Annotated in this window: 20 protein-coding genes; 4 read left to right on the forward strand and 16 right to left on the reverse strand. The window is 71.9% G+C overall.

Annotated features, from left to right (window positions below):
- Positions 1-332: 332 nt before the first annotated feature.
- The 11 genes from ACTWQC_RS25100 to ACTWQC_RS25150 all read right to left on the reverse strand — a co-directional run bounded on the left by ACTWQC_RS25100 (position 333) and on the right by ACTWQC_RS25150 (position 11,356).
- A complete protein-coding gene (locus ACTWQC_RS25100; protein ID WP_443318057.1) occupies positions 333-1,154 on the reverse strand; it encodes a Pro-rich N-terminal domain-containing protein in 822 nt (273 codons plus the stop codon).
- Between the two features lie 160 nt (positions 1,155-1,314).
- Entirely contained in the window at positions 1,315-1,755 is a 441-nt protein-coding gene (aroQ, locus tag ACTWQC_RS25105; protein ID WP_443318058.1) for a type II 3-dehydroquinate dehydratase, read from the reverse strand.
- Positions 1,752-2,843: a 3-dehydroquinate synthase gene (gene aroB, locus ACTWQC_RS25110; protein ID WP_443318059.1), complete on the reverse strand. Its 1,092-nt coding sequence runs from the start codon at positions 2,841-2,843 to the stop codon at positions 1,752-1,754. The genes aroQ and aroB overlap by 4 nt, the downstream gene beginning before the upstream one ends.
- 7 nt (positions 2,844-2,850) lie before the next feature.
- Positions 2,851-3,369, reverse strand: a complete 519-nt coding sequence (locus ACTWQC_RS25115; protein WP_443318060.1) for a shikimate kinase — start codon at positions 3,367-3,369, stop codon at positions 2,851-2,853.
- Positions 3,366-4,550, reverse strand: coding sequence for a chorismate synthase (gene aroC / locus ACTWQC_RS25120; RefSeq protein ID WP_443318061.1), 1,185 nt, complete (start codon positions 4,548-4,550; stop codon positions 3,366-3,368). The genes ACTWQC_RS25115 and aroC overlap by 4 nt, the downstream gene beginning before the upstream one ends.
- Before the next feature lie 134 nt (positions 4,551-4,684).
- The gene (locus ACTWQC_RS25125) at positions 4,685-5,527 is read right to left on the reverse strand and encodes a shikimate dehydrogenase (RefSeq protein ID WP_443318062.1); all 843 of its coding nucleotides are present in this window, start codon (positions 5,525-5,527) and stop codon (positions 4,685-4,687) included.
- Between the two features lie 4 nt (positions 5,528-5,531).
- Positions 5,532-7,292, reverse strand: coding sequence for an endolytic transglycosylase MltG (gene mltG / locus ACTWQC_RS25130; protein WP_443318063.1), 1,761 nt, complete (start codon positions 7,290-7,292; stop codon positions 5,532-5,534).
- A gap of 132 nt (positions 7,293-7,424) precedes the next feature.
- Positions 7,425-7,889, reverse strand: coding sequence for a Holliday junction resolvase RuvX (gene ruvX / locus ACTWQC_RS25135; protein ID WP_443318064.1), 465 nt, complete (start codon positions 7,887-7,889; stop codon positions 7,425-7,427).
- A gap of 35 nt (positions 7,890-7,924) precedes the next feature.
- The gene (gene alaS, locus ACTWQC_RS25140) at positions 7,925-10,591 is read right to left on the reverse strand and encodes an alanine--tRNA ligase (protein WP_443318065.1); all 2,667 of its coding nucleotides are present in this window, start codon (positions 10,589-10,591) and stop codon (positions 7,925-7,927) included.
- Positions 10,591-10,908 (reverse strand): DUF6167 family protein, encoded by a 318-nt coding sequence (locus ACTWQC_RS25145; protein ID WP_443318066.1) that lies wholly within the window; start codon positions 10,906-10,908, stop codon positions 10,591-10,593. Before ACTWQC_RS25145 ends, alaS begins: the two co-directional genes overlap by 1 nt.
- A gap of 7 nt (positions 10,909-10,915) precedes the next feature.
- Positions 10,916-11,356, reverse strand: a complete 441-nt coding sequence (locus ACTWQC_RS25150) for a DUF948 domain-containing protein (protein WP_443318067.1) — start codon at positions 11,354-11,356, stop codon at positions 10,916-10,918.
- Positions 11,357-11,540: 184 nt separating this feature from the next.
- Here ACTWQC_RS25150 and ACTWQC_RS25155 point away from each other — a divergent pair, with 184 nt between their 5' ends.
- Complete coding sequence (locus tag ACTWQC_RS25155) at positions 11,541-13,799, forward strand: ATP-binding protein (protein ID WP_443318068.1); 2,259 nt, start codon at positions 11,541-11,543, stop codon at positions 13,797-13,799.
- Here the strand turns inward: ACTWQC_RS25155 and rpsD are convergent.
- Positions 13,787-14,398, reverse strand: coding sequence for a 30S ribosomal protein S4 (rpsD, locus tag ACTWQC_RS25160; protein ID WP_443318069.1), 612 nt, complete (start codon positions 14,396-14,398; stop codon positions 13,787-13,789). The two genes, ACTWQC_RS25155 and rpsD, sit on opposite strands and share 13 nt — an antisense overlap.
- A gap of 55 nt (positions 14,399-14,453) precedes the next feature.
- On the opposite strand from rpsD, the gene ACTWQC_RS25165 reads away from it, so the two are divergent.
- Positions 14,454-15,380, forward strand: coding sequence for a DUF2470 domain-containing protein (locus ACTWQC_RS25165; protein ID WP_443318070.1), 927 nt, complete (start codon positions 14,454-14,456; stop codon positions 15,378-15,380).
- Between the two features lie 220 nt (positions 15,381-15,600).
- Here ACTWQC_RS25165 and ACTWQC_RS25170 read toward each other — a convergent pair whose 3' ends face one another.
- The 4 genes from ACTWQC_RS25170 to ACTWQC_RS25185 all read right to left on the reverse strand — a co-directional run bounded on the left by ACTWQC_RS25170 (position 15,601) and on the right by ACTWQC_RS25185 (position 20,173).
- A complete protein-coding gene (locus ACTWQC_RS25170) occupies positions 15,601-17,160 on the reverse strand; it encodes a replication-associated recombination protein A (protein ID WP_443318071.1) in 1,560 nt (519 codons plus the stop codon).
- 171 nt (positions 17,161-17,331) lie between these two features.
- Positions 17,332-17,973 (reverse strand): vitamin K epoxide reductase family protein, encoded by a 642-nt coding sequence (locus ACTWQC_RS25175; protein WP_443318072.1) that lies wholly within the window; start codon positions 17,971-17,973, stop codon positions 17,332-17,334.
- Between the two features lie 212 nt (positions 17,974-18,185).
- Entirely contained in the window at positions 18,186-19,448 is a 1,263-nt protein-coding gene (gene hisS, locus ACTWQC_RS25180; RefSeq protein ID WP_443318073.1) for a histidine--tRNA ligase, read from the reverse strand.
- 11 nt (positions 19,449-19,459) lie between these two features.
- Entirely contained in the window at positions 19,460-20,173 is a 714-nt protein-coding gene (locus ACTWQC_RS25185) for an MBL fold metallo-hydrolase (RefSeq protein WP_443318074.1), read from the reverse strand.
- 142 nt (positions 20,174-20,315) lie between these two features.
- Between ACTWQC_RS25185 and ACTWQC_RS25190 the strand changes: the two genes are divergently transcribed.
- On the forward strand, positions 20,316-21,146 hold the full coding sequence (locus tag ACTWQC_RS25190) for a peptidylprolyl isomerase (RefSeq protein ID WP_443318075.1): 831 nt from the start codon (positions 20,316-20,318) through the stop codon (positions 21,144-21,146).
- A gap of 138 nt (positions 21,147-21,284) precedes the next feature.
- The gene (locus ACTWQC_RS25195; protein ID WP_443318076.1) at positions 21,285-22,514 is read left to right on the forward strand and encodes a DUF349 domain-containing protein; all 1,230 of its coding nucleotides are present in this window, start codon (positions 21,285-21,287) and stop codon (positions 22,512-22,514) included.
- The last annotated feature ends 37 nt before the right edge of the window (positions 22,515-22,551 follow it).

Here is a 22,551-nt window from a genome sequence, read left to right on the forward strand (position 1 = left end):
CCACCCACCCGCCCTGTAATGGGCAGGCCCTTTACTCGGGACTCGGCCGGCTGCGGCCGGGGGCCCAGGGCGGTCGGGCAGCAGCGCCCGGATGGGGGCGACGTACGCCGCAACGGGGTGGCGGCGGCGGCAGGGCAGCCGCTCAGCGCGGGAAAGGGCCCCGGACCGGACCCGACGGCAGGACAGCCGCGCAAGACGGGCTGGGCCCTTCGGCCGGGCCCCGGCGGCACCTGGCGGCGGTGCAGGGCAGCCGTGGAGGGCGGCGGGGCTCCCGGGCCGGACCCCGGGCGGCGGGGCAGCCGTGGAGCGGGCTCCTGGGCCGGGCCCCGGCGCTACCAGGTCGGTGGGCTGGCGAGGCTCCGGGAGAGGACCTCGTCGAGGATGCGGGCCGTCGTCGGGACGTCCAGCTGGGAGTTGTCGATGATGGGCAGGCCCGAGCCGTACCAGCCGGCCATCTTGCCGTGGATCAGAGCGACTTCCTCGTCGGACAGCCGGCGGTTCCCCGCGCGCTCGGCGTTGCGCTCGAGGACGATCTCCAGGCCCGGGAGCAGCACCACCGGCAGCAGGCCCGGCCCCACGTGCCGCTTCCAGCCGCCGAGTCCGACGACCGGCCGGTCGGGGAAGACGGCGTCGTCGAGGATGCAGGAGATCCCGTTGGCGAGGAAGTTGCGGGCGGCGAAGCCGCAGGTGCGGCGGGCGAGCCGGTACTGCGCCTCGGAGTGCTCGTTCCACCCCGACTGGGGATCGGCGAACCCGGCCCGTACCCACTCGCGTACGTCGTCGAGGCTGATGTGCGCGGTCGGCACCCGCCGGGTGTCCGCCCAGTGCCGCGCGACCGTCGTCTTTCCCGCTCCCGCGGGCCCTATCAGCAGCACAGCGATGGTCGCCTGCGACGGGTCGGGGGCCGCTGTGCCGGGCGGCGGGCCCGGTACGGGAACCGGGCCTCCGGGCGGCAGCCGGACGTGTCCGGTGGTGTCGACGGGCGGTGCCGACGCGTGCTGCGGCGCCGGACCCGTCCAGCCGGGCGCGTGCGGCGGGTGGGGCGGCGGTGCGCTCTGCGCCTGCGCCGGCGGCGTTACGGGGGTCCAGCCGGAACCCGTCGGCTGGTTCGGTCCGTGGGGCGGTGGCAGCGGAGCCCCCACTGCGTGCTGCATCCGCTGGCTCTCCGTCTCGTGCGGGCGAACATGCGCGTGAACGGGCGGCCTTCGGGGCCGCACCGCTACCGAACGGTACCGTCCCAGGCCGCCGCAGTGTGAACGGCCGGTGTCGGCCGGGAGTGCCCGGACGGTACGAAGAACCGTTTGATCGAGCCGGTCAGTCCGACAACTCCTCGGCCAGCGCCCGCAGCGCGAGCCGGTACGAGCCGATGCCGAAGCCCGCGATCGTCCCCGACGCGACGGCCGCGACGACCGACGTGTGCCGGAACTCCTCCCGGGCGTGCGGATTCGAGATGTGCACCTCGATGAGCGGTGCGGTGCGCTGCGCGGCCGCGTCCCGCATCCCGTACGAATAGTGCGTGAAGGCAGCGGGGTTGAGGACCACCGGAATCGACTCGTCCGCCGCTTCGTGCAGCCAGCGGATCATCTCCCCCTCGTCGTTGGTCTCCCGCACCTCGACCGCGAAGCCCAGCTCCTTGCCGAGCCGGGCGCACTCCTCGACGAGTCCGGCATAGGACGTGGCGCCGTAGACGTCGGGCTCGCGCGAGCCGAGCCGTCCCAGGTTCGGGCCGTTCAACACGTAGACCCGGCGTGTCACTTGGCCACCTCCGCGTACGCGGCCGCGAGTACGGCCGGGTCGGGGCCCTCCAGGACGGTCGGCTTGCCGAGGCCGTCGAGGACGACGAAACGCAGCAGGTCGCCCCGGGACTTCTTGTCGACCTTCATGGTCTCCAGCAGCCTGGGCCACTGGTCGCCGCGGTAGGTGAGCGGCAGCCCGACCGACTCCAGCACGGTGCGGTGCCGGTCGGCGGTCGCGTCGTCGAGCCGCCCGGCCAGCCGCCCGAGTTCGGCGGCGAACACCATGCCGATCGAAACCGCCGCGCCGTGCCGCCAGTTGTAGCGCTCGTTCTTCTCGATGGCGTGGCCGAGGGTGTGCCCGTAGTTGAGGATCTCGCGCAGGCCGGACTCCTTGAGGTCGGCGGAGACCACCTCGGCCTTGACCCGGATCGACCGCTCGATGAGCTCGGCGGTGTGCGGGCCCTCGGGCGTACGCGCCGCCGCCGGGTCCTCCTCGATCAGGTCGAGGATGACGGGGTCGGAGATGAAGCCCGCCTTGATGATCTCGGCGAGGCCGCTGATGTAGTCGTTGGCGGGCAGCGAGCCGAGGCTGTCGAGGTCGCACAGGACACCGGCGGGCGGGTGGAAGGCGCCCACCAGGTTCTTGCCCTCGGCGGTGTTGATGCCGGTCTTGCCGCCGACGGCCGCGTCGACCATGCCGAGCACGGTGGTCGGGACGGCGATCCAGCGCACGCCGCGCAGCCAGGTCGCCGCGACGAAGCCGGCGAGGTCGGTGGTGGCGCCGCCGCCGACGCCGACGACGACATCGGTGCGGGTGAAGCCGGTCCGGCCGAGCGCCTTCCAGCAGTACGCGGCGACCTCGGCGGTCTTGGCCTCCTCCGCGTTGGGCAGCTGGATCGCGATGGCCTCGTAGCCCTGCGCGGCCAGGTCCTCGCGGACCGCCTCGCCGGTCGCGGCCAGCGCCTCGGGGTGCAGAACGGCGACCCGCTTGGCGGCACGGCCGATGAGGCCCGGGAGCTCACCGAGCAGCTGACGTCCGATCAGGACCTCGTACGGGTCCGTGCCCGCGGTGCCGCCGACCTGGATCCGGGTGATGCTCTGGCTCATACCTTCCTCAGTTCGAGTGCGTCGAGAGTTCGAGTGCGTCGAGGACCGCTTCCGCGACGTCCTCGGGGGTGCGGTCGTCGGTGCTGACGACGGCGCGGGCGACCTCGGTGTAGAGAGGCCGGCGCTGCTCCATCAGCTCGCGCCAGCGCTGCCGCGGATTGACAGCGAGCAGCGGACGCGGGGCATCCAGGCCCACCCGCTTGACGGCGTCGGCGAGTTGGACGTCCAGGAAGACGACGGGCAGCCCGGTCAGCAGGGCTCGGGTCCCCTCGTCCATCACGGCGCCGCCGCCGAGCGAGAGGATGCCCCCGTGCCCGGCGAGCGCGGTCCGTACGGCCTGCCGTTCCAGCTCGCGGAAGTGCGGCTCGCCGTCCTCGAAGAAGATCTCCGGAATGGGCTTGCCCGCGGCCTGTTCGATGTCGGCGTCGGTGTCGCGGTACGCCACGCCGAGCCGCTCGGCGAGCAGCGCGCCGACGGTGGACTTGCCCGCGCCGGGCGGGCCGACAAGGACGACGACCGGGGTCACCGGATGGCCAGGTGGTCGAGGAAGCTCTGCACGTTGCGGCGGGTCTCGGCCACGCTGTCGCCGCCGAACTTCTCCGCCACCGCGTCCGCCAGCACCAGCCCGACCATCGCCTCGGCGACGATTCCCGCGGCCGGCACGGCGCACACGTCGGAGCGCTGGTGGTGGGCCTGCGTGGCCTCGCCGGTGGTGACGTCGACCGTGGCCAGGGCCCGCGGCACGGTCGCGATCGGCTTCATCGCGGCCCGTACGCGCAGCAGCTCGCCCGTCGAGAGACCGCCCTCGGTGCCGCCCGAGCGGCCGGAGCTGCGCCGGATTCCCTCGTCGGTGGAGACGATCTCGTCGTGCGCCCGCGAGCCCGGTACGCGCGCCAGCTCGAAGCCGTCGCCGACCTCGACACCCTTGATCGCCTGGATGCCCATCAGAGCCGCGGCGAGCCGGGCGTCCAGCCGCCGGTCCCAGTGCACGTGCGAGCCGAGGCCGACGGGCACGCCGTAGGCCAGCACCTCGACGACGCCGCCGAGCGTGTCGCCGTCCTTGTGGGCCTGGTCGATCTCCGCGACCATCGCCTTGCTCGCGTCCGCGTCCAGACAGCGCACCGGATCGGCGTCGAGCCGCTCGACGTCCGAGGGCTTGGGGTAGACGCCGTACGGGGCCTTGGCGGCGGCCAGCTCGACCACATGGGAGACGATCTCGATCCCGGCCGTCTCCTTGAGGTAGGAGCGGGCGACCGTGCCCAGCGCGACCCGGGCGGCGGTCTCCCGGGCGGAGGCGCGCTCCAGGATCGGGCGGGCCTCGTCGAAGCCGTACTTCTGCATGCCCGCGAGGTCGGCGTGGCCGGGGCGGGGGCGGGTCAGCGGGGCGTTGCGGGCGAGCTCGGCGAGCTCGGCCGGGTCGACCGGGTCGGCCGCCATGACCTTCTCCCACTTGGGCCACTCGGTGTTCCCCACCATGATCGCGACCGGCGAGCCGAGGGTCAGGCCGTGGCGTACGCCGCCGATGAAGGTGACCTCGTCGCGCTCGAACTTCATCCGCGCGCCCCGGCCGTAGCCGAGCCGCCGCCGCGCCAGCGCGTCCGCCACCATGTCGGAGGTGATCGGGACGCCGGCGGGGAGACCCTCCAGCGTCGCGACGAGTGCGGGGCCGTGCGACTCGCCCGCGGTCAGCCAGCGCAACCTGCTCAACGGTGCTCCTCATGATGCTCGCGCCTCGGATCTACGGCGTGGCCTGGGCGAGCGCGGCCCCGGTCCGCCACCTCCGATCCTCCCACGTCCGGGTCCCGTCCCCGGACGTCAGTCCACGGAACGGACGGATTCCGTCACGTCCCGAGGGCCTGCTCGCCCGCCGCGCGCATGGCGGCCAGCGGGGCGGGCGCGCGCCCGGTCATCCGCTCGACCTGGAGTACGGCCTGGTGGACGAGCAGGTCGAGGCCGCTGACGACGTTGCCGCCCTGCGCCGACCAGGCCGCGGCGAGGCGGGTGGGCCACGGCTCGTACAGCACGTCGAAGAGCGTCCCCGGCAGGTCGGGGATGGAAGCGGCGAGCGCGTCGGTGGTGCCGGCCGGGGTGGTGGCGATGACCAGCGGGGCGGAGAAGGCGCGGGCGGCATCGGCCCAGTCGGCGGTCGCGACGTCGACGGCGAGCCGCTCGCCCCACTGCCGCATCTCTACGGCGCGCGCCGCGCTGCGCACGTACGCGGTGATCCGGCCGGTGCAGATCCGGGAGAGCGCGGCGAGCGCGGAGGAGGCGGTGGCCCCGGCGCCGAGCACGGCGGCGCGCTCGACCTTCTCCACGCCGCGCTCGCGCAGCGCAGCCAGAATGCCCGGAATGTCGGTGTTGTCGCCGATGCGGCGGCCGTCCTCGGTGAAGATCACCGTGTTGACGGCCTCGACGGACGCGGCGGTTTCGCTGATCTCGTCGAGCAGCGGGATGACGGCGCGCTTGAGCGGCATGGTCAGGGACAGGCCCGCCCAGTCGCCTTCCGGGAGATCGCCGAGGAAGCCGGGCAGGGCGGCCTCGTCGACCTCGAAGCGGTCGTACGTCCAGCCGGTCAGCCCCAGCGCCTCGTACGCGGCGCGGTGCAGGACGGGCGAGAGGGAGTGCGCGATCGGTGACCCGAGGACCGCCGCGCGCCGGCCTTCCGCCTTCTGAACAGCCGTCACGCCCTCACCCCCCGCTCTCCCGCCGGTTCTTGTTGAACTTCTCGACCAGGCGGTTGTGTTCCTCGAGGGTCTTGGCGAACTCGGTCTTGTTCTCGCCGTCCGTGGCGACGAAGTAGAACCAGCCGCCCTTGTCCGGGTCGAGCGCCGCCCGCAGGGCCTCGTCGCCCGGATTCCCGATCGGCCCGGGCGGGAGTCCCCGGTGGTAGTACGTGTTGTACGGGTCGGGGTCGTTCCGGATCTTGTTGATCGGGATGTCGATGTTGCTCTGGTTCTTCAGGTAGTTGTACGCCGAGTCGAACTCGATCCTGCCCCAGGTCTCCGGGTTGTTGGGCTCGAGGCGGTTGTAGACGACATCGGCCATCTTGCGGAATTCGTCGTGCGTCTTGCCCTCGGCCTGGACGAGGCTGGCGACCGTGACGAGCTCGAGCGGCGACTCGAGCCCCAGCTTGTCCGCCTTGTCCTCGACGTCCAGCTTCTGGTACTCCTGCGTCGCGCGGCCGACCATCTGCCGCAGGACGTCCTCGGGTTTGGTGCCCTTGGCCGCGCTGTAGCGCGAGGGGTAGAGGAATCCTTCCAGCGGATCCCTGATCTTCGCGTCGCCGTCGGCCCAGTCGGGCAGGCCGAGGTTCTCGGCCTGCTTCCTGGCGACGGTCTTGGTGGTTCCGCCCGGGACGTCGAGCTTCTTGTCGATGGCGGTGTAGACGGATGAGGCCCTCAGGCCCTCGGCGATGATGAGCGAGTCGAGGTTCTTCGGGTCCGTCATCAGATCGACGGCCGACTTGGCGGACATCCTCTCGCGCAGGACGTAGACCCCGGGCTGGATCGTGTTGCCCTTCGGGTGGCTGTTCTGCGCCTCTACGAAGGCGTCGACGCTCTTCACCACGCCCGCGCTCTTGAGGATGTTGCCCATCTGGTTGCCGGTCGCCCCGTCCGGGATCTCGACCTGGACCTCGCCGCTGCCGCTGCCCGAGAAGTCGGGCGCCGGGCCGAACCGGTCCTGCCAGAAGTCGTAGCCGAGGTAGCCGAGGCCGCCGATCACACCGGCGAGGATCACGGTGGACAGCAGCAGCGCCATGCCGCTGCGGCGCTTGGGCCCCGGCTCGCGGTCGCGGTCGTGGTCCCCGTACCGGCCGCCACCGCGGCCCGAGCGGGCGGCCTCGTCGTCGTAGTCGTCGTCACCGCGGCCGTCCCGGCCCTGGTCGCCCGCGAAGAAAGGATGCTCCTCCATCTCGGGCTCCGGCTGCCACTCCGCCTGGTGGTCCGGCTCCGGCTGCCGGTATTGCCGGCGCTCTGCGTACTGCCGGTCCTCGGCGTACTGCTGCCGCTCGTCGTAGGCCTGGGGCGGCGCGTACTGCTGCTGGGTCCTGCTGCCCGGCGGCTGGGGCGGCGGATAGGCGTCCGGGGTGCCGTACAGGTCGGGGCGCTCGCCGCCGTACGGGTCGTGGGGCTGCGGCTGGTGTCCGTACGGGTCCTCGGGGCCGCCGTACACCAGCTGTTCGCCGGTCTGCGAGGGGTCCCAGCCGTACTGCTGCCGACCGTAGTCCTGTTGGACGTAACGCTGCTGATCGTAGCCCTGCTGGTCGTAACGCTGCTGGTCGTAGCCCTGCTGGTCGTAGCTCTGCTGTCCGGGGTACTGCTGCTGTGCGGCGCCGTACGGTGCCGCCTGGCCCTCCCACTGCGGCTGCCCGTCCCACCTCTGGTCCCCGTAGAGAGGATCGTCTGGATGCCACGGTTCGGAGTCTTGGCTCCGGCCATACTCAGTCATCGATCCCCTCGAGCCACGAGGTGGCTCCCGGTGCGCGTCGTCCTTGCGCAGGGGTCCGGTCCGCCTCGTTCCGCACGGTGGCATTCGACATTCGAACGGTGCCGCGCCGCGCGGAACGTTACCGTATCGCGATCAGATGACCACTTCGACGCACTCCCCTGGAGCTTTACCCGACGCTCGTTCGGTCTCAAGGGCGTTCTGGAGGATGACCACGGCCGCTGCCTGGTCGACGACCCCGCGGCCCTTCCTGGAGCTGACGCCCGAGGCGCGCAGCCCCTGCGCCGCGGTGACGGTGCTCATCCGCTCGTCCACCAGGCGCACGGGCACCGGCGCGATGCCCTGGGCGAGCCCCTGCGCGAAGGCCCGTACCTTCTTCGCGGCCGGGCCCTCCCCGCCGCTGAGCGAGCGGGGCAGACCGACCACGACCTCGATCGGCTCGTACTCCTCGACGATCGTCGCGAGGCGCCGCTGCGCCGCCGGGACGTCCCGTCCCGGCACGGTCTCCACCGGGGTGGCCAGGACCCCGTCGGGGTCGCACGAGGCGACCCCGATCCGGGCGTCCCCGACGTCGACGGCGATGCGCCTGCCGCGTCGCATGTGCCGATCCTCCTGAGCCTCCGTCACAGGACGCGTCACGCCTTCTCGGCGACCAGCCGCTCGACGGCGGCCACGGCCTCGTCGATGGCAGCCGGGTTCTGGCCGCCGCCCTGGGCGACGTCATCCTTGCCGCCACCGCCGCCGCCGAGGGTCTTGGCGGCCGTACGGACCAGCTCGCCGGCCTTGATGCCGCGTTCGCGGGCGGCATCGTTGGTGGCGACCACGGTCAGCGGACGGCCGTTCGCCACGGTGAACAGCGCGACGACGGCCGGACGGCCCTGGACGCGGCCGCGCACGTCGAGGACCAGCTTGCGCAGGTCGTCGGCGCCGGTGCCGTCCGGCACCCGACCGGTGACGAGGGCCACGCCCCGTACGTCCTTGGCGCCCTGGGCGAGGCCCGCAGCGGCCTGGAGGACCTTCTCGGCGCGGAACTTCTCGATCTCCTTCTCGGCCTCCCTGAGTTTGGCGAGCATTCCGGAGATCTTCTCCGGCAGCTCCTCGGGGCGGCCCTTCACCAGGTCGGTGAGCTGGGAGACGACCGTGTGCTCGCGGGCCAGGAAGTTGTACGCGTCGACGCCGACGAGGGCCTCGACGCGGCGCACGCCGGAGCCGATCGAGGACTCGCCGAGCAGCTTCACCAGCCCGAGCTGGGCGGTGTTGTGCACATGCGTGCCGCCGCACAGCTCCTTGGAGAAGTCGCCGATGGTGACGACGCGGACCCGCTCGCCGTACTTCTCGCCGAACTCGGCGATGGCGCCCTGCCTCTTGGCCTCGGACATGCTCATCACCTCGGCGGTGACGTCGAGTTCGCGGGCCAGCACCTCGTTGATCTTCTGCTCGACGTCCGTGAGGACCGTGCCGGGCACGGCGGTCGGCGAGCCGAAGTCGAAGCGGAAGCGGCCGGGGGCGTTCTCCGAGCCGGCCTGGGCGGCCGTGGGGCCGAGGGTGTCGCGCAGCGCCTGGTGGGTGAGGTGGGTGGCGCTGTGGGCGCGGGCGATGGCTCGGCGGCGCGAGACGTCGATGGCGGCGTAGGCGGAGGCCCCGACGGTCACCTCGCCGACCTGGACGATGCCCTTGTGCACACTGACCCCCGGCACCGGCTGCTGGACGTCGTGGACCTGGACGACGGCGCCGCTGTCCAGCCGGATGCGGCCCTGGTCGGCCTGCTGGCCGCCGCCCTCGGCGTAGAAGGGGGTGCGGTCCAGGACGACCTCGACCTCGTCGCCTTCGGAGGCGGCGGGCGAGGGCACGCCGTCCACGAGCAGCCCGACGACGCGGGACTCGCCTTCGGTGTCGGTGTAGCCGGTGAAGTCTGATGAGCCCGCGGTGTCGGCGACCTCGCGGTACGCGGACAGGTCGGCGTGGCCCTGCTTCTTGGCCTTGGCGTCGGCCTTGGCCCGCTCCCGCTGCTCCTTCATCAGCCGGCGGAAGCCCTCCTCGTCCACCGACAGGCCCTGTTCGGCGGCCATTTCGAGGGTGAGGTCGATCGGGAAGCCCCAGGTGTCGTGGAGCAGGAAGGCCTTGTCGCCGGGGAGGACGCTGGAGCCTGCGGCCTTGGTGTCGGAGACGGCGGTGTCGAGGATGTTGGTGCCGGTCTTGAGGGTCTTGAGGAAGGCGGCCTCCTCGCCGAGGGCGACCGTCTCGATGCGCTTGCGGTCGGTCTCGAGCTCCGGGTACTGCTCGCCCATCGTCTTGATGACCGTGTCGACGAGCTCACCGATCACCGGGCCCTTGGCACCGAGCAGCCGCATGTTGCGGATGGCGCGGCGCATGATGCGGCGCAGGACGTAGCCGCGGCCCTCGTTGCCGGGGGTGACGCCGTCGCCGATGAGCATGACCGAGGTGCGGACGTGGTCGGAGACGACGCGGAGCGAGACGTCCGAGTCGTGGGCGGCGCCGTACGGAACGCCGGTGAGCTCGGTGGCCTTGTCGATGACGGCGCGCGAGGTGTCGATCTCGTACATGTTCTGCACGCCCTGCAGGATCATCGCCAGGCGCTCGAGGCCGAGGCCGGTGTCGATGTTCTTGCTGGGCAGCTCGCCGAGGATCGGGAAGTCCTCCTTGCCGGCTCCCTCACCGCGCACGTACTGCATGAAGACCAGGTTCCAGATCTCCACGTAGCGCTCGTCGTTGACGGCGGGGCCGCCCTCTTCGCCGAACTCCGGGCCGCGGTCGTAGTTGATCTCGGAGCAGGGTCCGCAGGGTCCGGGCACGCCCATGGACCAGTAGTTGGGGCCCATGCCCAGGCGCTGGATGCGTTCGGCGGGGACGCCGATGACCTCGCGCCAGATGCGCTCGGCCTCGTCGTCCTCCTCGTAGACGGTGATCCAGAGCTTCTCGCCCTCCAGGCCGTAACCGCCCTCGGCGACGGGGGTGGTCAGCAGCTCCCAGGCGTACCTGATGGCGCCTTCTTTGAAGTAGTCGCCGAAGGAGAAGTTGCCGCACATCTGGAAGAACGTGCCGTGCCGGGTGGTCTTGCCGACCTCCTCGATGTCCGGGGTGCGCAGGCACTTCTGCACGCTGGTGGCGCGCGGGAAGGGTGGCTTGACCTCACCGAGGAAGTACGGCTTGAACGGGACCATGCCTGCGTTGACCAGCAGCAGTGTCGGGTCGTCCGCGATGAGCGACGCCGACGGCACGACGGTGTGCCCGCGCTCCTCGAAGAAGCGCAGCCAGCGGCGACGGATTTCAGCCGACTCCATCAGTGGTCCTCATTCCGGTTGTACGGGTACTTCGTGCCCAGCTCCGTCGGTCGGCGCGGCCCGGGCAGTTCTCGGTTCTGGTCCTGGTCCCGGGGCTCGAGCCCCAGTGCGTCGTTCAGTTCGGTCTCGCGCCGCGCCATGCCGGCCTTGACGTCGAGCGCGAACTCCTTGAGCCGGTGGCCCGCCTCGACGGCCCGGTCGGCGGCCTGCGCGGCGAGGCTCTCCGGCGTCAGCTGCCGGAGTTTGCGGTTGACCTTGGTGGTGGCCCACACGCCGGCTGCGACGCCGGTGGTGAACCAGAACGTGCGGCGGAACATCGGTGCGTCAGGCCTTTCCGCCGCGGGCGCCCCGGCCGCGTCGCCGGGCCTGCGGCACTGTGCGTCCTACGATCACGGTACGGCGCCGCGCGGGCGGCTGCGCGTCCTTGCGGCCGAGGGCCTGGCGCACCCCGTAGCCGAAGGCGGCGACCTTGACCAGCGGGCCGCCGAAGGTGGAGGCGACGGTCGAGGAGAGCGCCGAGGCGTTGGAGGTGACCTCCTGGACATCGGTCGCGATCGCGTCGACCCGCTCCAGCTGGGTCTGCGCGGTCCGTACGGTCGCCGACGCCTCGCCGAGGAGCGGGACCGCCTGTTCCGAGACGTCCGCCACCAGCTTCGTCGTCTCCTTGAGCACCTGCGCGAGCCTCACCAGCACCACGGCGAGGAACGACACCAGGATGGCCCAGAAGACGGCCACGAGGATCCCGGCCACCTCTCCACCGGACACGATGCACCGCTCCCTGTAGACGTATCGGTCGCCGCCGGTCACGGCGGTCTCTCCGGGAACGGGCGGCAGATGCCGACCCTATCGCGCCGGGAGGCCGGGCCCGTACCGGATTACCCGGCGGCGGCAGGCCGGCCGCCAAGCCGGATTGTACGGTGCGCATATATGCGAGTACGCTCCGTGGGCCATGCGACGCTCCACGCGCCCGGGCAACGCCCCGCACGGCCCCCGCGACACCGGCCCCGCCCCCGGCAATCTCCCCGCGGAGCTGAATGCGTTCGTGGGTCGTACGGCCGAACTCGCGCAGCTGGGGCGGCAGCTGGAGAGATCCCGGCTCGTCACCGTGACCGGGGTCGGCGGGGCCGGGAAGACGCGCCTCGCGCTGCGCGCGGCTCATCAAGAGCAGGAACGCTTCTGTGACGGCGTCTGGCTGGTGGAGCTCGCCGCCCTGAACGGCCCGGAGCTGCTGGAGCGCGCGGTGACCGAGTCGCTGGGCCTGGCCGGCCACACGGGCAGACGTCCGCGCGCCGCGCTCGGCGAACAGCTTGCCGACCGCCAACTCCTTCTCGTCCTGGACGGTTTCGAGCACATCGTCGAGGAGTCCGCGGCCCTCGTCCGCGACCTGCTGCGCCGGGCTCCGGGGCTGAGCGTGCTCGCGGCGGGGCGCCGGCCGCTCGGCGTGGCGGGCGAGCAGGCCTTCCCGCTCGCGCCCATGCCCGCCCCCGCTCCCGCTCGCTCCCCCACGATCCCGCCGCCGCCCGCCGGGGACGCCGCCGCGCTCTTCGCCGAGCGGGCTGCCGCCGTGCTGCCCGGCTTCGAGATCACCGACGACAACCTGTGGGCGGTCGGCGAGCTGTGCCACCGGCTCGACGGGATCCCACTCGCCCTGGAGCTGGCGGCCGGGCGGCTGCGGGCGCTCTCGCTCGAGCAGCTGCTGCAGCGCCTCGACGACCGCTTCCGGCTGCTCACCGGGGGCAGCCGCACCGCGCTGCCCCGCCATCGGGCGCTGCGCACCGCGATCGGCTGGAGCCATGAGCTGTGCACCCCGCGGGAGCGGCTGCTGTGGGCCCGGCTCTCGGTGTTCGCGGGCCACTTCGACCTGGAGTCGGCCGAGTACGTCTGCTCGGGTCCCGACCTGGCCGCGGACGATCTGCTGGACGTGGTCGGCGAGCTGGTGGCGCAGTCGGTGCTGGCGCGCGAGGACACCCCGGCCGGCGTCCGCTACCGGATGCTGGAGACCGTACGGGCGTACGGCGCGTGCTGGCTCGAGGCGACGGGTGACACCGCGCGGATGCGCCGCCGCCACCGCGACTGGTACATGGGTCTTGCCACCTGGTGCGAGCTGGACTGGTTCAGCCCTCGGCAGGCGGAGGTTGCGGCCCGGATCGACGCCGAGCTGAGCAATCTGCGGGTGGCGCTGGAGTTCAGTCTGGAGGCGGCCGAGGACGCGCACATCGGGCAGTACCTCGCGGGCACCCTGTGGTTCTACTGGGTCGGCTGCGGCCGCCTCTCGGAGGGCCGGCACTGGCTGATGCGGGCGCTGGAGCTGGAGGGCGGGCACGACGAGTCGCGGCTCAAGGCGCTGTGGGTGCTCGGCTATGTGGCGGTGCTCCAGGGCGACGCGGTCGGCGCGATCGCGGCTCTCCAGGAGTGCACCGAGGAGGCGGAGCGCACCGGCAACCCGCTGGCCGCGGCGTACGCCCTCCACCGCACCGGCTGTCTCGCCCTGGTCTCCGACGACATGCCCCGCGCGGAGGAGCTGTTGCGGGCGGCGCTCGCGCAGTACCGGGAGATCGGCGAGCTGAACAGCAACGTGCTGATGGGGCAGGTCGAGCTGGCGATCACCATGGCGTTCCAGGGGGATCTGGCGGGCGCGGTCTCGCTGTGCGAGGAGGTCCGCCAGGTCTGCGAGGACCACGGCGAGCGCTGGTCGCTGGCCTACGCGCTGTACGTCCTGGGCTACGCGGCCTGGACACGGGGCGATGCGGAGGAGGCACGCCGGCTGGTGGAGGAGTGCCTGGCCATCGACCACGCCTTCCACGACCTGGTGGGCGCGGTCGTGGCGATCGAGCTGCTCGCCCTCCTCATGGCGAACGAGGGCGAGATGGAGGAGGCGGCGGTGGTGCAGGGGGCGGCGGGGCAGCTGTGGCGCTCGGTCGGCCTGCCGCTGTTCGGCTCGCAGCACTTCAACGCTCCGCACGAGCTGTGCGAGCAGCGGACGCGGAAGGCGCTCGGGACGGAGCGGTACGAGGAGTGCCTGGCCGAGGGGGCGCGGCTGGACCTGGACGGGGCGGTGGCGCGGGCGCTGCGCGAGGGCCGTGGGGGGAACGGGGGCAACGGGAGCAGCGGAAGCACGGAGAAGACGCACCCGCCCGCCCCGGAGAAGGGCGGGCGGGTGGACAGCGCACCGGGGAGGCAGATGCCTCGCCCGGGTCAGCGGGCGTAGTACTCGACGACGAGCTGCTCGTCGCAGATCACCGGGACCTCCTTGCGGTTCGGCTCCCGGTCGAGGCGGAAGGCGAGCGCCTGGAGGTTGACCTGCAGGTAGCGCGGGGTCTCGCCGTCGGGGGCGTAGCCACCCTCGCGGGCCACCTGGAAGGGGTGCTTGGCGCGGCTGCGCTCGCGCACCATCACGACGTCGTCGGGCGAGACGCGGAAGGACGGCTTGTCGACCTTGCGGCCGTTGACCTCGATGTGACCGTGGACCACCATCTGGCGGGCCTGGTAGATCGTCCGGGCGATGCCCGAACGCAGGACGAGCGCGTCCAGACGGCGCTCCAGCTCGACGATGAGGGCCTCGCCCGTCTTGCCGGTGACCTTCCGAGCGCGGTCGTAGGCACGGGCCATCTGCCGCTCGCTGATGTCGTACTGAGCGCGCAGACGCTGCTTCTCGAGAAGACGGACCTTGTAGTCGCTGTTCTGCTTGCGACCACGGCCGTGCTCGCCGGGCGGGTAGGGACGGGCCTCGAAGTACTTGACCGCCTTCGGCGTCAGGGCGATGCCGAGCGCCCGCGACTTCTTGACCTTGGGACGCGACTGGTTCACGTGGAACGGACCTCCGTGTAAGTTAGGTGAGGCTTACCTTAGCGGAGGAGAACGCATGTTTCGACCTGGGAGCCCCCTGCCCGGCACCGGCCGCGCCGCGGAATCGACGACGGACAGCGCCTGGCCGGGTCAGCCGCGCCCCGTGGAAGACGCCGGGCAGCCCTTGGCCGCCGAGCGTGTACGAACCCTCGTGGAGTCGAACGCCTCGGCCGCACTCTGCATTCCGGGTGCGGACCTGGACGATCTGGGCGCCGGAGCGCCCGCGGCACGCACCGTCACTCCGGACGGAGACGTGCTGTTGCTGGTGCCTGGGGACTCCCCCGCGGCTCGTGCCGCGGCCCACGCACAGGACGACGATCTGACGGCCGTGATCGAGATCACCGACGTCGCACCGGTCGCCGTACCCCATCGTATCCGGGGCCGCGGGTGGATCGGAGGGTGGCTCACTCCGGTACGGAACGAGGAGCGGGCGGCGTGCGCGATGCTGCTCGCCGAGGAGCATCCGGTGGGCGCCCTGCTGGGAATCGAGAGCGGCCTGGGTATCGGGGAGGCGTTGCAGGAGGGCCCGGCACCTGGGGAGTACGGGCGTCCCGCCTGGATGCTGCTGCGGTTGGAGGTCGGCGAGGCGGCCGTGGACGACCTGTGGGGCGCCGAGTCGGTCGAGCCGGAGGAATTCGCGGCGGCGGCCCCCGACCCGCTCGTACGCCACGAGGCCGAGCTGCTCCAGCACCTCGCGGCCGCTCACGGGGACCAGGTGCGCGGGCTGTGTTCACTGCTGGGGGAGCGCTCGGACGGGGGGTGCGTGCTGGGGGGCCTTGCCGTGCCGGTGGCGCTGGACCGCTTCGGGCTGCGCGTGCGGTTCACCGACGAGGACGACCGGCCCTTCGATGCGCGCTTCGACTTCCCGGAGCCGGTAGGGGACATCGCGCAGCTTCGCCGCGCGATGCACACGCTCTTCGAGGCGGCCCTCGAAAGCGAGTAGCCCTGCGGGCGGCTCGCGGAGACGACGATCGGTGCCGCGACCGACGCGGCGGGCGAGCGCACCGCGCCGGCGCTACGCGCCACATGTGCCCACCCGCCCTTTAAGGGGCGGGTGGGCATTCCGCGCCGGAGGCGCGGGCACGGCCAGGCGCCGCGGAATGCCGCCCGCCGGCCGCGCGGAAGGTGGGCGTGGGAAGAGCCTGCGCCGGAGGAGTGGTGGTTCAGGGGGTTTCCGCCGCGGGCTGGTCCGAGGGCTCTGGGGCCTTCGCGGGCACGCCGTCAGCACCCGGCTGCGCCCCGTCCCGCGGCGCCGCTGCAGGCGCGGGCTTGACCGGCTCGCCTGGTGCCCGCTTGTCCGCGTCGGTCTGCGCAGCAGGGGAAGCGGGCACGCCCGCGCCGGCCTGGGGCGCGGTGTCCGCGCGTCGCGGTGGCGGCTCGCCACGGAGGCGGGCGCGGACGCGCTCGACGACGTCCGCGTAGCGGGCCTCCGCGCCGTAGCGCGTCGGTTGGTAGTACTGCTTGCCCCGGATGGTGTCCGGGGCGTACTGCTGGGCGGCGATGGCGCCCGGGACGTCGTGCGGATACACGTAGCCCTGGGCGTTGCCGAGCTTCTTCGCGCCCTGGTAATGGCCGTCCCTCAGGTGAGGCGGTACCGGGCCCGCCAGGCCCGCGCGTACGTCCGCGAGCGCGGCGCCGATGGCGGTCGTGGCGGCATTGGACTTCGGCGCCAGGGCGAGCGCGATCGTGGCATGGCTCAGCGTGAGGGCGGCTTCCGGGAAGCCGATCATGGCCACCGCCTGGGCCGCGGCCACCGCCGTCTGCAGCGCCGTCGGGTCGGCCATGCCGATGTCCTCGCTCGCCGAGATCATCAGCCGCCGCGCGATGAACCGCGGGTCCTCCCCCGCCTCGATCATCCGCGCCAGGTAGTGCAGCGCCGCGTCGACGTCCGAGCCGCGGATGGACTTGATCAGCGCGCTCGCGACGTCGTAGTGCTGGTCGCCGTCGCGGTCGTACTTCACGGCCGCGCGGTCGACGGCCTCCTCCAGGGACTGGAGGGTGACCTCGTCCTCGCCCTTCGCTATCGCCGAACCCGCCCCCGCCTCCAGGGCGGTGAGCGCCCGCCGGGCGTCTCCGCCCGCGATCCGCAGCAGGTGTGCCTCTGCGTCCTCCGGCAGCCGGACCGCGCCGCCGAGCCCGCGCTCTTCGGCCACCGCCCGGTGGACGAGCCCCCGCAGATCCTCGTCCGTCAGCGGCTCCAGGGTGAGCAGCAACGACCGGGAGAGCAGCGGGGAGATGACCGAGAAGTACGGGTTCTCGGTGGTCGCCGCGATCAGCGTGACCCACCGGTTCTCGACCGCCGGGAGCAGGGAGTCCTGCTGGGCCTTGCTGAAGCGGTGGATCTCGTCGAGGAAGAGGACCGTCTCCTTGCCGTAGCCGCCCGAGGCGCGGCGCGCGCCCTCGATGACGGCCCGCACCTCCTTCACGCCCGCGGTGATCGCCGAGAGCTCCACGAAGCGCCTGTTGGTGGCCTGGCTGACGACGTAGGCGAGGGTGGTCTTGCCGGTGCCCGGCGGGCCCCAGAGGATCACGGAGGACGGACCGGCGGGGCCTGACGACCCCTCGCCGACGAGCCGGCGCAGCGGCGAGCCGGGGCGCAGCAGATGCTGCTGCCCCACGACCTCGTCGAGGGTCCGCGGACGCATCCGCACGGCCAGCGGGCTGCTGGCCGGATCCTTCTCTCGGCGGTCCTCTTCGGCTGCGGTGAACAGGTCGGGCTCCACGCTGCGCAGCCTATGACACCTCACTGACAAGGCCCCCGGCCGCCGAGTCGGCGGCCGGGGGCCGGCGGCCGGCGGCCCGGGACCGGTGGCCGGTGGCCGGTGGCCGGTGGCCGGTGGCCGGTGGCCTGGGATCAAGAGCTTTGTCAGTGCGGTGTCGGGGAGGACCTGCGATCAGCCCGTCCAGAAGTCCCACCAGCGGGTCAGGATCAGCATGCCGATGATGCCGATCCAGACCACAGGCGGCACCCAGTGGAATTCCTTCAGGCCGCGCCGAAGCCCCTCGGGCGCCGGGATGAAGCGCTGCTCGACGTTGTGCTTCGTGACGTAGCAGAACATCACGATCGTGGCGATCCAGGCGAGCGAGCACCACAGGCACAGCGAGCCGATGACGTAGAGCGACTGGTACTGCAGCCATGTGCAGAAGCCGACGCCGAAGAGCGTGCCCGCGTTCAGCCCTAGCCAGAACCAGCGGCGGTAGCGGGCCCCTGCGATCAGGCCCATCCCGATCGCGAGCACCGCGCCGTACGTGACCAGGCCCAGCATCGGGTTCGGGAACCCGAAGGCCTCGGCCTGCTCGCTCTTCATGATGTTGCCGCACGAGACGATCGGGTTCAGGCTGCAGCCCGGCTGGAAGTTCGGGTCCTCGAGCAGCTTGAACTTGTCGAGCGTGATCACCCACGAGGCCAGCAGCCCCGCCGCAGCGGTGATCACCAGCAGCCAGGCGAGGCCCCGGCCGCTGCCGACAGCCTCGCGGCTGCCGCGCTCCCGCTCGTCCCCGTCGGTGGACACGTCGTCAACCACTGTCGTCGCCATATCGCCGTTTCCGTCGCTGCCGAAGGATGCTGCCGAGGGACTACGCCCTGCCGGACACGCACATTGTGCCGCAGTACGGGCACTCGCAGGGGCTGGCCCACCGCACGAGTGACCGTGTCCGGCCATCGTCGTCCGGTGGGCGTTCGATCAACGTAAGGACCGGCGACCACAAGGACCGGCGCCGGGCGGTCCCGGCGTCAGCCCCGCCCGCGTCAGCCCAGCTTCCCCCGCAGCTCCGCCACGACCGCGTCCAGCGCCACCGGTGCCTGCTCGCCGCTCTCCAGGTCCTTGAGCTGGACGACGCCGTCCGCGAGATCCCGCTCGCCCGCCACGAGCGCGTACCGCGCACCCGACCGGTTCGCGGACTTCATCGCGTTCTTCAGGCCCTTGCCGCCGTACGCGAAGTCGGTGGCGACCCCGGCCCGCCGCAGCTCGGTGACGACGCCGAACAGCGTGCGCCGGGCCTCCTCGCCGAGCGGCACCGCGAACACCTGGGTCGGGGCGGGTAGTTCGAGCTCGATGCCCTCCGCCTCGAGCGCCAGGACCGTACGGTCCACGCCGAGCGCCCAGCCGACCGACGGCAGCGCGGGCCCGCCGATCATCTCGGACAGCCCGTCGTAGCGGCCGCCGCCGCCCACCGCGGACTGCGAGCCGAGCCCGTCGTGGACGAACTCGAAGGTGGTACGGGTGTAGTAGTCCAGGCCGCGCACCAGCTTGGGGTCGTCCTCGAAGGCCACGCCCGCCGCCGTCAGCAGCTCGCGCACCTGCTCGTGGTAGGCCTTGCAGGCCTCGCACAGGTGGTCCCGCATCATCGGCGCGCCGGTGAGCTGCTTCTGCACGGCCTCCCGCTTGTCGTCGAGCACCCGCAGCGGGTTGATGTCGACCCGCCTGCGCGTGTCCTCGTCGAGGTCGAGGCCGCGGAGGAAGTCCTGGAGCGCGGCGCGGTAGACGGGTCGGCACTCCTTGTCCCCGAGGGAGTTGAGCAGCAGCCGGAAGTTCTTCAGGCCCAGGGACTTGTACGCGTCCACGGCCAGGATGATCAACTCGGCGTCCAGCGCCGGGTCCTCGGTCCCGATCGCCTCGGCGCCGACCTGCGAGAAGTGGCGGTAACGCCCCTTCTGCGGGCGCTCGTAGCGGTAGTACGAGCCCGAGTACCAGAGCTTGACCGGAAGATTGCCCGCTTTGTGGAGATTTGCCTCAAGCGCCGCCCGCAGCACGGAGGCGGTGCCCTCGGGGCGCAGCGCCAGCTCGTCGCCGCCCTTGGTGGTGAGGGTGTACATCTCCTTGGTCACGATGTCCGTGGATTCGCCGACTCCGCGCGCGAAGAGCTCGACGCTCTCGAAGCCGGGCGTCTCCACGTAGCCGTATCCGGCCCGCCTCAGCGGCGCGGCGATGGCCTCGCGCACGGCGAGGAAGTTCGCGGAATCCGGCGGGATCAGGTCGTACGTGCCCCTGGGGGCCTTGAAGGTGCTCACGGGAGAAGTCGTCACATTCCTCGTCGTGGAGCGGCGGTTCCGCCGCCTCCGAGGCCGGCCGCCACCTCGCGCAGGAACGGGTTGGTGGCACGCTCGCGGCCGATGGTCGTCTGGGGGCCGTGGCCGGACAGGACCACGGTCGAGTCCTCGAGCGGAAGGCACACACGGGCCAGCGACTCGAGCATCTCGGCGTGATCGCCGCCGGGCAGGTCGGTGCGTCCGATGGAGCCGGCGAACAGCAGGTCGCCCGAGAAGAAGACCGACGGGATGTCGGAGGCCTCGGGCATCCGGAAGGTCACCGACCCCTTGGTATGGCCGGGCGCGTGCGCGACCGTGAACTCCAGGCCCGCCAGCTTCAGCTCGGCGCCGTCGGACAGCTCCTTGACGTCGTCCGGCTCCCCCACCGTCAGCTCACCCAGCAACTGCGCCCCTATCGACCGGCCGAGCGCCTTCTCCGGGTCGCTCATCATGTAGCGGTCCGCGGGGTGGATCCAGGCCGGGACGTCGTGCGCACCGCAGACCGGGACGACCGAGGCGACGTGGTCGAGGTGGCCGTGGGTGAGGACCACGGCGACGGGCTTGAGGCGGTGCTTCCGCAGCGCCTCCTCGACTCCCTCGGTGGCCTCGTGGCCCGGGTCGATGATCACGCACTCCTCGCCCGCGGCGGGGGCGACCAGGTAGCAGTTGGTCCCCCAGGCCCCGGCCGGGAACCCGGCAATCAGCACGATCGTCCTTAAGTGTCGTCCAGCATGAGCAATCTGAGCAGTTCAGAGCCTACCGGCGACGCCCGGGACACAGCGAACCCGTATACGGTACGGCTCACATCACGGCCGACAGAGGCCCACGCGAGCACAGGGAGAGGACACGGTGGCCACGAAGGACCAGCGGCGGCGGCAGCTCGCCCGGGAGAAGTACGAGCGGCAGCAGCAGCGGCGCGCCCAGCAGCGCAGCAAGGCGCGGCGCCGCAACGCGGTGATCGCGAGCGGCCTGGCCGTCGTACTCGCCGCGGGCGCGGCGGCTTACACGGCCGGCAGCTTCGGCGGGGACAAGGAGAACGACAGCGCCGCCCCGTCACCGTCTCCCACGACCAAGGCCCCCGACCCCTGCGGCAAGCCCGCCAAGGGCTCGCCCGGCACCCAGCAGTGGAAGAAGGAGCCCGCTGTCACGATCGACAAGTCGGCGACGTACACGATGCAGCTGGAGACCACCTGCGGCGACATCGACATCGAGATGGACGCCGGCAAGGCGCCGCACACCGTGAACTCCTTCAACTTCCTCGCGGACAAGGGCTTCTTCGACCACACCAAGTGTCACCGCCTGACGACAGGCGGTATTTACGTGCTGCAGTGCGGTGATCCGAAGGGCACAGGACAGGGCGGCCCCGGCTACACGATCCCGGACGAGAACCTCAGGGACCGCAGGCTCAAAGGGAACGTCTACCCGGCGGGCACCGTCGCCATGGCCAACCAGTACAACGCCCAGACCGGTCAGGGCCGGGACACCGGCGGCAGCCAGTTCTTCCTCGTCTACCAGGACAGCCGGCTTCCGCCTGATTACACACCGTTCGGAACCATCACCGGCGGCAAGGACGTACTGAAGAAGATCGCCGACGCCGGAGCCTCCGCGCCGGACGCCGCTCAGAACACCGCGCCCAACGCCACGGTCGTGATCGACAAGGCGACGGTCCGCAAGTCCTGACACGCGCGAACGTGAAATTTCGGTCGTGCTGGATGCGGACAGCCGACCCGTCATTCGCCTATGTTGGCGGTGACGAAACTGTGGACGATGCCCGGCGGGCCGCATGCCCGTGCGCGAGCATCATGTGGAGGAGGCGCTGTGAGCAGCGACCCATGGGGCCGCGTCGACGACGCGGGGACCGTGTACGTGCGGACGGCCGAGGGAGAGAAGGTCGTCGGATCGTGGCAGGCGGGATCTCCCGAGGAAGCTCTCGCCTACTTCGAGCGCAAGTACGACGGGCTGGTCGTCGAGATCGGCCTCCTCGAGCGGCGGGTGCGGACCACCGACCTGTCCGCGAAGGACGCGACCACCGCCATCGACCACCTGCGCCAGCAGGTTGACGAGCACCACGCGGTCGGCGACCTGGACGCGCTGCGCCAGCGGCTCGACAAGCTGGCGGGCGAGGTCGAGGCGCGCCGCGAGCAGCGCAAGGCGGCGAAGGCCCGGCAGGCGGAAGAGGCCCGGAAGGCCAAGGAGGACCTGGTCGCCGAAGCCGAGCAGCTGGCCGCGAGCGAGCAGTGGCGGGCGGCGGGAGAGCGCCTGCGCGCCCTGGTCGACACCTGGAAGAGCCTGCCGCGCCTGGACCGCAAGACCGACGACGAGCTGTGGCACCGCTTCTCGCACGCCCGCTCGGCGTTCTCCAAGCGGCGCAAGGCGCACTTCGCGGCGCTCGACGCGCAGCGCGAGGAGGCCCGCAGGATCAAGGAGAAGCTCGTCGCCGAGGCGGAGGAGCTGTCCGGATCCACCGACTGGGGCCCGACCGCCGCGCGGTACCGCGAGCTGATGCAGGACTGGAAGGCCGCAGGGCGCGCGCAGCGCGAGGCCGAGGACGACCTGTGGAACCGTTTCCGCGGCGCCCAGGACGTGTTCTTCCAGGCGCGCGGCGAGGTCTTCGCCGAGCGCGACGCCGAGCAGCGGGAGAACCTGACCCGCAAGGAAGAGCTCGCGACCGAGGCCGAGAAGCTGCTCCCGGTCACCGATCTCAAGGCGGCGCGGGCTGCCTTCCGCGCGATCAACGAGCGGTGGGAGGCCATCGGGCACGTACCGCGGGACGCCCGCCCCAGGATCGAGAGCCGGATGCACGCGGTGGAGCGCGCCATCCTGGACGCCGAGGAGACCGAGTGGCGGCGTACGAACCCCGAGGCGCGGGCCCGTGCCGAGGGGCTGACCGGCCAGCTGCAGGCGGCCGTTGACAAGCTGCGTCAGCAGGTCGACCAGGCGCGCGCGGCCGGCAACAACGCCAAGGCAGACAAGCTCTCGCAGGAGCTCGAGGGCCGTCAGGCGCTGCTGGACCAGGCGCTGAAGGGCCTGGAGGAGTTCGGCGGCTGAGCGCCGCCGCCTCCCCACCTCGTGAAGCTGCCCCCGG

This window comes from Streptomyces sp. 8N616 (genome assembly GCF_052246385.1).
GTDB lineage: Bacteria > Actinomycetota > Actinomycetes > Streptomycetales > Streptomycetaceae > Streptomyces.